Below are 12,457 nucleotides of genomic sequence, written 5' to 3'. Positions count from 1 at the left end.
GATTGGTGGCCCCGGTCCGGCGATCACGCCGCGCGATCAGGCCGAGTGGTTGTTCCAGCGGTTGGGCCGTCCGGTCAAGCTGCGGCAGGTGCCGGTGGGGATGATGGATGCGATCATTGCGGGCTTGTCGCTGGGGGGCCGGGTGCTGCCGGGGTTGCGGGCCAAGGCGGAACTGGCGCGGATCGGGCGTTATTATGCGACCGAGTCGATGCTGGTCTGGGATGCGGCGGCGGGGGCCTATGATGCCCACGCCACGCCCGAGACCGGGCAGGACCGGCTGTTTGATATCTATGAGGCGGTGATCACGGGACAAGCGCGGGTGGACCTAGGGGCCCATGCGGTGTTTTAGGGGTGGGACGATTGGTGAAAGAAGGTTGTGAGCCAAGCGAGTAGCCGCGGGGTCGCTGGGCCGGGGACTAGCGAAGCAACAGTCGTGGCTGCCACTTTATGCCAGCAAAATCCGTATGACCCATCAGCGATGCGCGCCCTCTCAGAATCGCTAGGCCGCCAGACGGCCCAGCGATCCGCGCGGCACCTTCGGTGCTATTCGCGCGGGGGATTGGGGCCAATGTCAGCGCAGTCTCGCCCCCCGCATACCGCGGAGCATCCTGTCTCTACGCGCCCTCATCCGCGGGGCTTGCGTTGAGCAGGCCGTAGCGTTCGGCACCGAGTTGATCGTAGAGGTCGATCTGGGTTTCGAGATAGTCGATATGCCCCTCTTCATCGGCGATCAGTTCTTCAAAGAGGTTCTTGGTGACGTAATCCGCCACGCTATCGCAATGGGCACGCGCCTCGATATAGAGCGTGCGGGCGTCGTGTTCGGCGGCGAGATCGGAGTCGAGCGTCTCGCGCAGGTTTTGTCCGATGCGCAGCGAATCGAGTTTTTGCAGGTTGGGATGCCCGCCCAGAAAGATGATCCGCTCGATCAGCCGGTCGGCGTGCTGCATCTCTTCGATGCTCTCGGCGCGGGATTTGGCGGCAATACGGCCATAGCCCCAATCCTCTTGCAGCCGGTAGTGGAGCCAATACTGGCTGACCGCCGTCAGCTCACTCCGCAGAGCCTGATTGAGATACTCGATGACCTTGGTGTCGCCCTTCATGTGGTTCTCCCTGTGTGGATGCGCGGCCAGGTGCGCGCAGGTGCATGGGTATACGTAAGCTATCGGCCTGACGCATGGTGTCAATGAACAGCGGCAGACATCCGCCGCAATCGGCGCGCTTGCCCAGCGCGCGATAGACCTTGCCGGGGGTGATCAGTGTCTCGGGATCGGCCGCGCGCATCCAGTCCATCGCGCGGCGAATGTCGGCATCGGTAATGGCCATACAGTGACAGATCATCATCGGTTCAGTCCCTTTTGTGGCTAGTGCCGCGTGGCGCTGGCGGGGTCGGGGATGCGCGGCGTGCGGAGTGTTGCGCGGTGCAGGCAAAGGCCAAGGCGCGCCGCTGCATCGGTCAGCGGCAGGATCGCGCGGGCCTGCACCAGAACGCTGGCCAAGAGCAGCGCATCCTCACGCTCGCCCAAGGCCGCCTCTTCGACAAAGCGGGCAAAGGCGGCCTCGTCGAGCCCGACGCACGTGCACTGCGGCGCGTGACAGCGCAGGGGGCGGCGAATGTGCGGGCCCATCACCTCGGTCAGGTCATGCAGCGCCTCGAAGGCGGCCAGCGCCATCGGTTCGGCCATACGGTCACACAGGAGCGCATGGGCGCGCGCCGCGCCGCCCGCGTTCCACGCCCGCAGCGCAGCCACGGTCAGGCGGTTCAGCCCGTCCATTTGGCCCATTTGATCCACCGGCATCTGTCCGGTCCAGTCGCGCGCGTGTTTCATTTGGTCAAGATCAGCTTGCCCGCGCGGGTGATGCGCAGGGTGTAGATTTGCCCGTCGAGCACAATGAGCGCCGTATTGGCGCCATCGGTCAGGGCGCGGGCATCGTGACAGGGGGCTTGGGCCACCAGATCGGGATCGGATTTGGTCTGAGCGCGGATCATGCGGATACCCCCGCCGGTGTGGAAAGACGTTGTGCCATGATGGATCGGTCCTCTGTTACAGGTTGGGCCGGGCTGACCGCAGGACCGGGCTGGCTTGGCCTCTCTTTTCTGACTTAAATAGTAAGGTATGTCAATTCCGATTTTTCCACTCAGGTTTTGACCCTGTTTCCTGCGACGCACAGGCGAGTGATACTTGCGCTTGGGCTGCAAGATCAAAAGCATAGCTTGAATTTCCCGCCGGGCAGCGTAACTATCGGCGGCGATGTGATGGACCGGGAAATGATCAAGTTCACCCTCAAATGCGCCGACGAACATGCGTTCGACAGTTGGTTCCAATCCGCTGCCGCCTTTGACAAATTGCACGGTGCAGGCATGGTGACATGCGCGGTCTGCGGCAATTCGGATGTGCACAAGGCGCTGATGGCCCCCAGTCTGCGCAGCACGCCCGAGGATGCCCCCGCCCCTGCCCCGAACCCTGCCGAACAGGCGCTGGCGTTGCTCAAGCGGCAGATCGAGGAAAACTCGGAATATGTCGGCCTCAATTTCGCCCGCGAAGCGCGCGAGATGCATGATGGCCTGACCCCCGAGCGCGCCATTTATGGCGAGGCGAAACCCGAAGAGGCGCGCAAGCTGATCGAGGATGGCGTGCCGGTGGCCCCCCTGCCCTTTGTGCCGCGCCGAAAATCCAACTGACCGAAAGGTATTTCCATGCATATCCTGATCACCGGCGCCAATCGCGGCATCGGCCGCGCTCTCGCTGATCACTACCGCCAAGCGGGCCATGACGTGACCGCCACGGCGCGCACGCCGTCAGGGGATGAGGTGGCGTTGGATGTGACCAATCCCGCCTCTTGTGCGGCGCTGGCCGCGCATCTGGGCGCGCGGGCGGTGGACCTCTTGATCTGCAACGCGGGTGTTTATCTCGACAAGGGGCAGCCGCTGGACGGGGGCTATCCGGCGCAGATGTGGGCCGAGACCTTTGCCACCAATGTGACGGGCGTGTTCCTGAGCGTGCAGGCGCTCTTGCCGCATCTGCGGGCGGGCAAGGGCGCGAAAATCGCGATCATTTCCAGCCAGATGGCCAGCCATACCCGCGCGCCGGGCGGCAGCTATATCTATCGCGCGTCGAAGGCCGCAGCCCTCAACCTCGGGCGCAATCTGGCCAGTGATCTGGCCGGGGATGGCATCGCGGTGGGCATCTATCACCCCGGCTGGGTGCGCACCGAGATGGGCGGGGGCAGCGCCGAGATTTCGGTGGAAGAGGCCGCGACCGGCCTTGTGGCGCGGTTCGCGGCGTTGGATATGGCGTCAAGCGGCCTTTTCGAGACCTGGGACGGGCGAGCGCATCCCTATTGAGGGGTCAGGCGGCAAACACCGCTTCCATATCGGCAAAGCCCTTGACCTCAATGGGATTGCCCGAGGGGTCGCGGAAAAACATGGTCCATTGTTCGCCCGGCTGACCCTCGAACCGCACGGACGGGGGGATGACGAAATCGACCGCCGCCGCTGTCAGCCGGTCGGCCACGCCGCGCCAGATGTCGAGCGGCAGCACCACGCCGAAATGCGGCATCGGCACCATGTGATCGCCCACCTTGCCGGTGGCCTGCGTCGCAAAGGGCGCGCCCAAGTGCAGGCTGAGTTGGTGGCCGAAGAAATCGAAATCGACCCAGGTCTCGGTCGAGCGGCCTTCGATCCCGCCCAAGAGCGCGCCATAAAACGCCCGCGCCTCACCCAGATCGGTCACATTGATTGCAAGATGAAAGGGATGTGCCATAGTCTGTCTCCTCATGCCCGTTGCATGGCACCTAGCGATGCCGTAACCGGGTTTGCAAGATGTATGATGCGGGAGGACACTGAAATGACCTATGGATTTGACACGTTGCAGGTGCATGCGGGCGCGCGGCCTGATCCGGCCACGGGCGCGCGGCAGGTGCCGATTTACCAGACCACGGCCTATGTGTTTCGCGATGCCGATCACGCCGCCGCCCTCTTCAACCTGCAAGAGGTGGGCTATATCTATTCGCGCCTGACCAATCCCACGGTCGCCGCGCTGCAAGAGCGGGTTGCGACGCTCGAAGGGGGCGCGGGCGCGGTGTGCTGTTCTTCGGGACATGCGGCGCAGATCATGGCGCTTTTCCCGCTGATGGGTCCGGGGCTGAATGTGGTGGTCTCGACGCGGCTCTATGGCGGGTCGATCACGCAGTTCAGCCAGACCATCAAGCGCTTTGGCTGGTCGGCCAAGTTTGTCGATTTCGACGATCTGGACGCAATTGCCGCAGCGATTGACGACAATACCCGCGCGGTGTTCTGCGAATCCATCGCCAATCCGGGTGGCTATATCACCGATCTCGATGCGGTGGCGGCGGTGGCCGACAAGGCGGGGTTGCCTCTGATCGTGGATAACACTTCGGCCACGCCCTATCTCTGCCGCCCGATCGAGCATGGGGCCACATTGGTGGTTCATTCGATGACCAAGTTCCTGACCGGCAATGGCACGGTGACGGGCGGTGTGGTGGTTGATTCGGGCAATTTCGACTGGTCAGCCTCGGACAAGTTCCCGTCGCTCTCGGCCCCCGAACCCGCCTATCACGGGCTGAAGTTCCACGAGACCTTTGGCCCCTTGGCGTTCACCTTTCATGGCATTGCCATCGGGCTGCGCGATCTGGGTATGACGCTCAATCCGCAGGCGGCGCATTACACGCTGATGGGGATCGAAACGCTCAGCCTGCGCATGGCGCGGCATGTCGAGAACGCGGAAAAGGTGGCGGCTTGGCTCGAAGGGCATCCGGCGGTTGAGGCTGTGACCTATGCGGGCCTCAAATCCTCGCCCTGGCATGACCGGGTGGCGCGGATTTGCCCCAAGGGAGCGGGCGGGCTTTTTACCGTGGCGCTCAAGGGGGGCTATGACGCCTGCATGACGCTGGTGGATAGTCTCAACCTCTTCAGCCATGTGGCCAATCTGGGCGACACAAGGTCGCTCATCATCCATTCGGCCTCGACCACGCATCGGCAATTGACGCCTGTGCAACAGACCGCCGCCGGGGCTGCACCCAATGTGGTGCGGATTTCCATCGGGATCGAAGATGCCAAGGACATCATCGCCGATCTGGAACAGGCGCTGGCCAAGGCGAGCGCATAATCGGCAGAGCGCCGGGGCGCGACCGGATGGTTGGCCTCGGCGCGAAGCTGCTGTAGGATGGCCGGACCGAGAACAAGGACTCCCGCCAAAGCCGGACGAGTGTTAAAGCGTTCCCCATGAAACCGAATTTCGCCCTGTCCCTTTCTTTCGAAGGCATCGGCCTTTTGCACCGCGCGGGCACCGCGGGGTGGCATCTTGTGGGCGATGTGCCGCTCGATGCGGAGGATCTTGCGGGGGAACTGGCAGCACTCCGGGCCAAGGCGGCGCGGCTTGATCCATCGGGATTGGCGACCAAGCTCATTATCCCCGACGAGCAGATCAAATACATGGACCTGCCCGCGTCGAGTGCGCCGGACGGGGATTATGACCGGGCAGCCGCAGAGGCATTAGAGGGGGCCACGCCCTATCATATCGACGATCTGGTCTATGACTGGAGCGTGGACGACGGCCGTCTCTATATCGCCGCCGTGGCGAGCGAGACCCTGGACGAGGCCGAGGCCTTTGCCGCCGAGCATAAATTCAACCCGGTCAGTTTCGTGGCACGGCCGCAATCGGATCGTTTTGCGGGCGAGCCGTTCTTTGGCGCGGCGGCGCAGGCGAAAGGCGTGGACCGCGACGCGGTGCCGGTGCGTATTCTGGGCAGCGCGCGCCTGCCCGAGGTCACACCGCCCGAGGCCAGCGCGCCGATTTCGGCACCTGTTGCAGCACCTGTGGTGGAGCCGGTTGCAGCGCCCGTGGGTCCGAAGGCACCGGAGCCGCCTGCGGCCACCACCTCTGCCCCTGCCTCTGCCCCTGCGGCTGCCTCTGCGCCCGAGGCCGCTCCGGCCAAGCCTGCGGCCCCAACGGTCAAGCCTGAGCCGGAAATGCCCGCGCTGTCGTTTTCCAGCATCCGGGCCGAGCGGGGGACACCGGTAGAGGGCGCGCCCAAACTCGAAGGGGCGGCACGCTTTACGCCTTTGCCCGATACCGCCCCCGCGCCTGAATTGCCCCGACCGGGCGCGGCTCCGCTCTTGACCGGGGGGGCCAACCCGGCGTTGACCGATCTGGCCGCAGCCAGCCTGGCACCCGAGGCGGCGCGAGAGGTGGGCCTTGCCGGGCTGCTCGCGCGACGCGACAAGAGCGGTGCAGCCCCGGAGCGGTCGGTGACGACGGCGGCGGATGAGGCGGAGCGGCTGACGATCTTTGGCGCGCGCAGCCAGCCCTCGACACGCGGCAAGCCGCGGTTTCTGGGTCTCATTCTGACGGCGCTTTTGCTGCTCTTTCTGGTGGGGGTGGCGGCCTGGTCGACATTCCTTGGCGGGCGTGACCCGGAGGAGCTATCGAGCGAGAGCGCACCGCAAGTCGCGCTGACGCCGCCGCTCGGGGCGGAGCCGGAGGTTGTGCCCGAGGTCGTGCCCGAAGTTGTGCCCGAAGTTGCGGCAGAGACCGCGCCTGATCCGGCACCCGAGCCGCAGGATGAGGCAGTGGTGGAAACGCCGCCGCAACCCGAGGAGTTGACGCCCGATGAATTAATGGCGCGCTATGCCGCCACCGGCATCTGGCCGCTGGCCCCCGAGCCGCCCGCGCAGGCCGATACGACCGACATTGACGAGTTTTACCTGACCTCGCTCGACGAGGCGGTGAATTTTCAGGATGCCGTGGCCCTGCCGCCGGCCCCCGAGAGCGCACTCGACCGTCGCCCCGAAACACCGCCCGCGCCAGCACCGCCGGGGACGCAGTTCACCCTTGATGCGCGCGGATTGGTTCTGGCCACGCCCGAAGGCGCGCTGACCCCGGACGGGGTGCTGGTGCGCTCTGGTCCGCCGCCTGTGCGCCCGCCCGAAACCCGGCCCACTCCCCCGGCAGAGGCTGCCCCTGCACCCAGTGCCGAAACCACCGCCGAGGATGCGCGGCTGGGCGGTATCCGGCCTCGGACGCGGCCCGAGAACCTGATCGAGCAGCAAGAGCGCGGGGCGCTGTCGGGCCTCACACGGTCCGAGCTTGCGTCGCTGCGTCCACGCCTGCGCCCGCAAGCGGTGATCGAAGCGGCCGCCGCTGCTGCCGCACCGCCCCCCGCCCCCAAGGTGCAGCCCGCCGATGTCAGCTCTGCCTCGTTGGCGGCGGCGTTGATCGAGGCCAATCGCGGGTCCGTGGCCGAGAGCCTGCCGCAGGCGGTGGGCACCTCGATCAAGCCCAAGCTGCGGCCACAGGACCTTGAACAGGCCGCGCGCGCACCGCAGCCGGATCGGGCGACGCCGGGCGAAGATGAGGAACCCGAAATACAGACCGCTGCGGCGGCACGGGTGGCCCCCAATATTCCCACCACCGCCTCGGTCGCACGGTCGGCGACAGAGACCAACGCCATCAACCTGCGCAACGTCAATCTGATCGGCGTCTATGGCAGCCCACAGAGCCGCCGCGCGCTGGTGCGGCTGTCGAATGGCCGCTATCAAAAGGTTCAGGTGGGCGACCGGCTGGATGGGGGGCAGGTATCGGCGATTGGCGACGCAGAGTTGCGCTATAACAAACGCGGGCGCGATGTGGTGCTGCGCATGCCCAAGGGGTAGCGCCATGCCCCTGCCCCATCCCATGCCCTGCTGATGGACGGGTTCCTGTTTCAGGCCACGGTTTACCTTGCCGCCACTGTGATCGCCGTGCCGATCGCGGCGCGGCTGGGGTTTGGCTCGGTGCTGGGGTATCTGGCGGCGGGTATTTTGATCGGTCCGATTCTGGGGCTGGTAGGCGGGCACGAGACCGCCGAATTGCAGCATGTCGCCGAATTCGGCGTGGTGATGATGCTGTTTCTCATCGGGCTCGAGCTTGAGCCGCGCGCGCTCTGGGATATGCGGCACCGGCTGTTGGGCTTGGGCGGGTTGCAGATCACTGCCACGACGCTGGCGGTGATGCTGGCGGGGATTTACCTCTTGGGGCTGGGGTGGAGCGTGGCCTTGGCGGTGGGGCTGATCTTTGCGCTCTCCTCGACCGCTATCGTGCTTCAGACCCTATCGGAAAAGGGGCTGATGCAGACGGGGGGCGGGCGTTCGGCCTTTTCGGTGCTGTTGACGCAGGATATTGCCGTCATCCCGATGCTGGCGTTTCTGCCGCTCCTTGTGCTGCCCAAGACGCCCGAGATGATCATGGGCGAGCTTTTGTCGCGCGGCACGCCGGAGGTGGCGCATGGGGCCAGCGGACCGCATGAGGCGGCGCAGAGTTTCATCGCCTCCTTGCCCGGCTGGGGGGCCACGCTGGTCACGATTGCGGCGGTGGCGGCGATTGTGCTGGCGGGGGTTTACCTGACCCGGCCCGTGTTCCGGTTCATCCATGGCGCGCGTCTGCGCGAGATGTATACGGCGATTGCCCTGCTGATCGTGGTGGGGATTTCGTTTCTGATGACGCTGGTCGGGCTCTCGCCTGCCTTGGGCGCGTTTCTGGCCGGGGTGGTGCTGGCCAACAGCGAATTCCGGCACGAGTTGGAGAGCGATCTTGCCCCCTTCAAGGGGCTGCTTTTGGGCCTGTTTTTCATCACCGTAGGGGCGGGGATCAATTTCACCGTGCTCTTTGGTGCGCCGGTGCTGATTGTGGGATTGGCGCTGGCGGTAATCGTGACCAAGGGCGCGGTGCTCTATGTGCTGGGGCGGGTGTTTGCCCTGCGTGGGCGCGATCTGTGGCTTTTTACCCTGTCGCTGGCGCAAGCGGGGGAGTTTGGCTTTGTGCTGGTGGCCTTTTCCGTGCAGCAGCATGTTCTGCCGGCCGGGCTGAGCGAGGTGATCCTGTTGATCATCGCGCTGACGATGCTGATCACGCCGCTTCTCTTCATTCTCTACGATATCCTGTCGCGATTCCAGCGCGACGGGGGCGAGGCACCGGAGGCCGATACCATCGACCAGACCGGGCCGGTGATCATCGCAGGCATCGGGCGGTTTGGTCAGGTGGTCAACCGGTTGGTGCGCTCCAGCGGGTTCGAGACTGTGGTGCTGGATCACGACCTCATGGCAATCGAGCGGATGCGGCGCTATGGGGTGCGGGGTTTTTTTGGCGATCCGACGCGGCCCGACCTCTTGCATGCGGCTGGGCTGGCGCGGGCGCGCGTGCTGGTGGCCGCCCTCGATGATCCCGAGGCCACGGTGCGGCTTGTGAGCTTTGCCCGGCGCGAGTGTCCGGACCTGCATATCATCGCCCGCGCCTATGACCGCACGCATGTGTTCCGGCTCTATCAGGCGGGGGCCAATGACATCGTGCGCGAGATGTTCGACAGCTCCTTGCGCGCGGGGCGCTATGTGCTGGAAAACATGGGGCTGACGGAATTCGAGGCGGCGGAACTGGAAAAGACCTTTTACCACCATGACCGGCAATCGGTGCGGGAATTGGCAGCCCTTTGGGACCCGGCGCGCCCGACACTCGAGAACGAGGCCTATATCACCCGCGCTCGCGAGTTGGAGGCAGAGTTGCAGACCATGCTCTTGTCGCAACTGGAAGAGACCGGCACGCCGAAAGAGTGACGGGCACAGGCGGTCAGGTGCCGCCCTGTTCCTTGACCATGCCGGTCAGGCGGGGGCCGCGCCAACGCCGTTGTGCCAAGCCCCCCACACTCTCATGCAGGCGCTCGGAGCGGTCGCGCCCCACCACGCGCGGGCTGCGCAGCACGAGGATTTTGCCCCAACCCGCCCATGTGCCCACCGACGGCGCATGCACATCCTGCGGAAAGCGCGCGCGCCAGCCTGCGGGCAAGGGCAACGCACAGCCCTCCATCCGCTCGAGCATCCAGACCAGCGGGATATTGGCGAGCGGGCGCGCGGCGTGGATGCCGCAAAGCTGCCCGCCCACATCCGAATGACAGCCCCGGAACCAGACCTGTTCGACATGGCCGTCGAATTCCGGCGGACAGTCCCAGAGGACAGGCGTGTAGGCATTGCGCGTCTCGTCGAGGGCCAGCGCGTGATAGCCATGCCGGGTGGTGCGCCCCAGATGGTGATTGTGAAAGCCATGGGCATCCGCGCGAAAGCGCCAGAGGATCGGGATGCGCAGGCCCAGCGCCTTGACCGTATCCCAGACGCCGATCATCTCGACATGCGAATCGCTGTGGCAATGGGCGCGGGCAAAGGCCTGTGCGGCGCGCCCCGAGGGCGTGCAGCGGTAATGGCGAAAGGCCTGAAGCACGTTGCGTTCGGTCGCTTCTTCGGCGCGCAAGAGGCCGATGCGGTCGATCACCCCGGCCAGCGAGCGCACCGCATAGGCGCCGCGCGAATAGCCCAAGAGGAAAATCCGGTCGCCGGGGCGGTAGCGATTGGCGAGATAGCCATAGGCGCGGCGAATTTGCCGGTTGATGCCGCGACCCATGACGATATCGCCGGTGGCGCGCCAGTCGCGCCACTGAATCCCCGCCTCGTAATAGAGCGAGAGATTGGCCCCCGACACCTCGCGCAGCAATTTGTAGGTGAGGCCGGCGTTGGTCTCATACCCCGGTGTGAGGCTCGACATCGTGCCATCAAGGATCAGAACATGGTTGACCGGGCCGCGCCGGTGGCCAAAGGCCGGATGCGCCTCATTTGGGCCGGGCCGCAGCCAGTCGAATACGCTTTTGGTCCAACCCCGCCACGACATGACGCACCTGCCTTTGCCCTCCGGCGGCGCGCCTGACCTGTTCCGCGCGCCGACGGATCATGCCGTCAGCTTGCGCAGAAATCCGTTGCGATTCCATGAAATTCGGCGTGAGCGCGGCGTTACAGTTGCGCGACGGTCACAACCTCGCGCAGGCCATAGCCATTGAAATCGGTGCTGAGGCTGCGGGTATAGGCGCCCATGCCGGAAATCAGAAGGTAATCGCCCTCGTCCAGATCGCTGGGCAGGGGCAAGGGATCGGGCAGCCGGTCGATGCTGTCGCAGGTGGGGCCAAAGACCACGCGCGGGCATGGCGCACCGGTGCGGGCTGTGCCATCGGGGGCCAGAACGGTGATCCGGTCCGGCGCGCCGATGTCCCTGATCTCGGTCAGCCCGCCGTAGACCCCGTCATTGACGAAAATCGCGCCGGTGTCGCGCAGCGCCTTGACCCTCACGGCCATGCTAAAGGCCTCGGCCACCATGGCGCGGCCCGGTTCACACACGAGCGCCGGGGCATCCGCGCCAAAGACGCGGGCCACTTCGGCCCCGATATGGGCAAAAATCGCGCTCAGGTCCGGGGCCGTCCCGATGCGGTGCGAGGCAAAGCCGCCGCCCACGTTGATCCGCGCCAGACGCACGCCTGCTGCGCGCGCCACATCCGCGACAACGCCGATATAGGCGCCCCAAGCGGCGGGGTCGGCGCATTGGGTGCCGGGATGAAAGGTCATCGACGGGGTAAAGCCACGCTCGGCCACGGCGCGCAGCAAGTCCGCCGCGCGCTCTGGCCCGACGCCGAACTTGGCCCCGAAATCATAGGCCGCACCCCGCACCGGCAGCGCAAGGCGCACGGTGATTTCGGCATCGGGCGCAATCCGTCCCGTCAGCTTGTCCAACTCGCGCAGGCAGTCGATGGAATAGGACCGAACGCCCATCTGCGCCGCAACCTCGATCTCGGGGAGGGAACGCACGGGGTTGTTGTAATGCAGCACGGCATCGGGGCAGATGCGGCGCACGGCGCGCATTTCCTCGGGGCTGGCCACGTCAAAGGCGGTTATGCCCGCTGCCACCAGATTGGCCAGCACCTCGGCCCCCGGATTGGCCTTGACCGCATAGGTTACAAGACCCGGAAACCCGGCCTGAAAATCGCGCGCGGTGGCCTGAAGCCGGTCGGGCGAGAAATAGAGAAGCGCCGCATCGGGGGTCTGGCGGATCAGATGGGCGCGCGGATCGGACCAGGGGGCGGCGTTTTTCATCGGGCATACCTCAATCTGCTGCGTGTTTTCTTTGAGTGTGCTGCGAATTCTCGTCGATTCTTGGTGTCATTTCGCATAGATTGCAGGAAATTTTCGTCATAGTGCCGGAGGCATGATGCAAACCGACGAAACCGACCGCGCGCTGATCGCGCTCTTGCAGGAAAACGCCCGGCTGCCGGTGGCCACCTTGGCGCGGCGTCTGGGCCTTGCGCGGACCACGGTGCAGGCGCGGCTGGAGCGGCTGGAAAACACAGGTGTCATCGCAGGCTATAGCGTGCGCCTCAGCCAGAGCGCCCGCCCGGCGCTGCGCGCGACCGCCCTTGTCAGCATCGAGCCGCGCTCTGGCCCTGCGGTGCTGGCGCGGCTGAAATCGCTGCCACAGGTGCGGCGGGTGCATACCACCTCGGGGCGGTTCGACCTGATTGTGACGCTCGAGGCCGAGACCACCGAGGCGCTGGATGAGACGCTGGACCGGATCGGCGAGGCCAAGGGCGTGCGCGG

At 65.5% G+C, this 12,457-nt stretch carries 13 protein-coding genes and 1 pseudogene; 7 read left to right on the top strand and 7 right to left on the bottom strand.

The window, feature by feature from the left end; all coding sequences use genetic code 11:
* Positions 1–349, top strand: a pseudogene (locus KBT70_RS13715) (epimerase); the annotation flags it as partial.
* A 265-nt stretch (positions 350–614) separates the two neighbouring features.
* Here the strand turns inward: KBT70_RS13715 and bfr are convergent.
* The 4 genes from bfr to KBT70_RS13695 are packed head-to-tail and all read right to left on the bottom strand — an operon-like array spanning position 615 to position 1,987.
* A complete protein-coding gene (gene bfr, locus KBT70_RS13710; protein ID WP_296634623.1) occupies positions 615–1,100 on the bottom strand; it encodes a bacterioferritin in 486 nt (161 codons plus the stop codon).
* Complete coding sequence (locus tag KBT70_RS13705) at positions 1,048–1,341, bottom strand: (2Fe-2S)-binding protein (RefSeq protein WP_296634618.1); 294 nt, start codon at positions 1,339–1,341, stop codon at positions 1,048–1,050. The genes bfr and KBT70_RS13705 overlap by 53 nt, the downstream gene beginning before the upstream one ends.
* Positions 1,342–1,361: 20 nt before the next feature.
* Positions 1,362–1,826, bottom strand: a complete 465-nt coding sequence (locus KBT70_RS13700) for a hypothetical protein (RefSeq protein WP_296634614.1) — start codon at positions 1,824–1,826, stop codon at positions 1,362–1,364.
* Positions 1,823–1,987, bottom strand: a complete 165-nt coding sequence (locus KBT70_RS13695; RefSeq protein ID WP_296634610.1) for a hemin uptake protein HemP — start codon at positions 1,985–1,987, stop codon at positions 1,823–1,825. The genes KBT70_RS13700 and KBT70_RS13695 overlap by 4 nt, the downstream gene beginning before the upstream one ends.
* 279 nt (positions 1,988–2,266) lie before the next feature.
* Here KBT70_RS13695 and KBT70_RS13690 point away from each other — a divergent pair, with 279 nt between their 5' ends.
* Complete coding sequence (locus KBT70_RS13690) at positions 2,267–2,680, top strand: DUF1178 family protein (RefSeq protein WP_296634607.1); 414 nt, start codon at positions 2,267–2,269, stop codon at positions 2,678–2,680.
* 15 nt (positions 2,681–2,695) lie between these two features.
* Positions 2,696–3,343, top strand: a complete 648-nt coding sequence (locus tag KBT70_RS13685; RefSeq protein ID WP_296634605.1) for an SDR family NAD(P)-dependent oxidoreductase — start codon at positions 2,696–2,698, stop codon at positions 3,341–3,343.
* A gap of 4 nt (positions 3,344–3,347) precedes the next feature.
* Here the strand turns inward: KBT70_RS13685 and KBT70_RS13680 are convergent, their stop codons facing one another.
* Complete coding sequence (locus KBT70_RS13680) at positions 3,348–3,761, bottom strand: VOC family protein (protein ID WP_296634602.1); 414 nt, start codon at positions 3,759–3,761, stop codon at positions 3,348–3,350.
* A gap of 84 nt (positions 3,762–3,845) precedes the next feature.
* Between KBT70_RS13680 and KBT70_RS13675 the strand changes: the two genes are divergently transcribed.
* The 3 genes from KBT70_RS13675 (at position 3,846) to KBT70_RS13665 (ending at position 9,604) form a co-directional block, all read left to right on the top strand.
* Positions 3,846–5,126 carry an O-acetylhomoserine aminocarboxypropyltransferase/cysteine synthase family protein gene (locus tag KBT70_RS13675; RefSeq protein ID WP_296634598.1) on the top strand — a complete coding sequence of 427 codons (1,281 nt, stop codon included), beginning with the start codon at positions 3,846–3,848 and terminating at the stop codon, positions 5,124–5,126.
* Between the two features lie 116 nt (positions 5,127–5,242).
* On the top strand, positions 5,243–7,672 hold the full coding sequence (locus tag KBT70_RS13670) for a hypothetical protein (RefSeq protein WP_296634593.1): 2,430 nt from the start codon (positions 5,243–5,245) through the stop codon (positions 7,670–7,672).
* A 33-nt stretch (positions 7,673–7,705) separates the two neighbouring features.
* Complete coding sequence (locus tag KBT70_RS13665; protein WP_296634589.1) at positions 7,706–9,604, top strand: cation:proton antiporter; 1,899 nt, start codon at positions 7,706–7,708, stop codon at positions 9,602–9,604.
* A gap of 13 nt (positions 9,605–9,617) precedes the next feature.
* On the opposite strand, the gene KBT70_RS13660 is transcribed toward KBT70_RS13665, so the two are convergent.
* On the bottom strand, positions 9,618–10,706 hold the full coding sequence (locus KBT70_RS13660) for a DUF2235 domain-containing protein (protein WP_296634587.1): 1,089 nt from the start codon (positions 10,704–10,706) through the stop codon (positions 9,618–9,620).
* Between the two features lie 119 nt (positions 10,707–10,825).
* Positions 10,826–11,956: a type III PLP-dependent enzyme gene (locus KBT70_RS13655; protein ID WP_296634583.1), complete on the bottom strand. Its 1,131-nt coding sequence runs from the start codon at positions 11,954–11,956 to the stop codon at positions 10,826–10,828.
* Between the two features lie 115 nt (positions 11,957–12,071).
* Between KBT70_RS13655 and KBT70_RS13650 the strand changes: the two genes are divergently transcribed.
* Positions 12,072–12,457, top strand: a 386-nt coding sequence (locus KBT70_RS13650) for an Lrp/AsnC family transcriptional regulator (protein ID WP_296634579.1), incomplete at its 3' end; no start/stop codon positions are given.

The sequence above is a fragment of the Roseovarius sp. genome (genome assembly GCF_018066915.1).
In the GTDB taxonomy this organism is placed as follows: Bacteria; Pseudomonadota; Alphaproteobacteria; order Rhodobacterales; family Rhodobacteraceae; genus Roseovarius.
This window is presented reverse-complemented; position numbering and strand designations above follow the sequence as displayed.

Coding starts and splice junctions, on each gene's coding strand:
- KBT70_RS13685 (WP_296634605.1), top strand. CDS start 2,696: ATGCATATCCTGATCACCGGCGCCAATCGCGGCATCGGCCGCGCTCTC.
- KBT70_RS13655 (WP_296634583.1), bottom strand. CDS start 11,956: ATGAAAAACGCCGCCCCCTGGTCCGATCCGCGCGCCCATCTGATCCGC.
- KBT70_RS13695 (WP_296634610.1), bottom strand. CDS start 1,987: ATGATCCGCGCTCAGACCAAATCCGATCCCGATCTGGTGGCCCAAGCC.
- bfr (WP_296634623.1), bottom strand. CDS start 1,100: ATGAAGGGCGACACCAAGGTCATCGAGTATCTCAATCAGGCTCTGCGG.
- KBT70_RS13675 (WP_296634598.1), top strand. CDS start 3,846: ATGACCTATGGATTTGACACGTTGCAGGTGCATGCGGGCGCGCGGCCT.
- KBT70_RS13700 (WP_296634614.1), bottom strand. CDS start 1,826: ATGAAACACGCGCGCGACTGGACCGGACAGATGCCGGTGGATCAAATG.
- KBT70_RS13705 (WP_296634618.1), bottom strand. CDS start 1,341: ATGATGATCTGTCACTGTATGGCCATTACCGATGCCGACATTCGCCGC.
- KBT70_RS13680 (WP_296634602.1), bottom strand. CDS start 3,761: ATGGCACATCCCTTTCATCTTGCAATCAATGTGACCGATCTGGGTGAG.
- KBT70_RS13670 (WP_296634593.1), top strand. CDS start 5,243: ATGAAACCGAATTTCGCCCTGTCCCTTTCTTTCGAAGGCATCGGCCTT.
- KBT70_RS13660 (WP_296634587.1), bottom strand. CDS start 10,706: ATGTCGTGGCGGGGTTGGACCAAAAGCGTATTCGACTGGCTGCGGCCC.
- KBT70_RS13690 (WP_296634607.1), top strand. CDS start 2,267: ATGATCAAGTTCACCCTCAAATGCGCCGACGAACATGCGTTCGACAGT.
- KBT70_RS13665 (WP_296634589.1), top strand. CDS start 7,706: ATGGACGGGTTCCTGTTTCAGGCCACGGTTTACCTTGCCGCCACTGTG.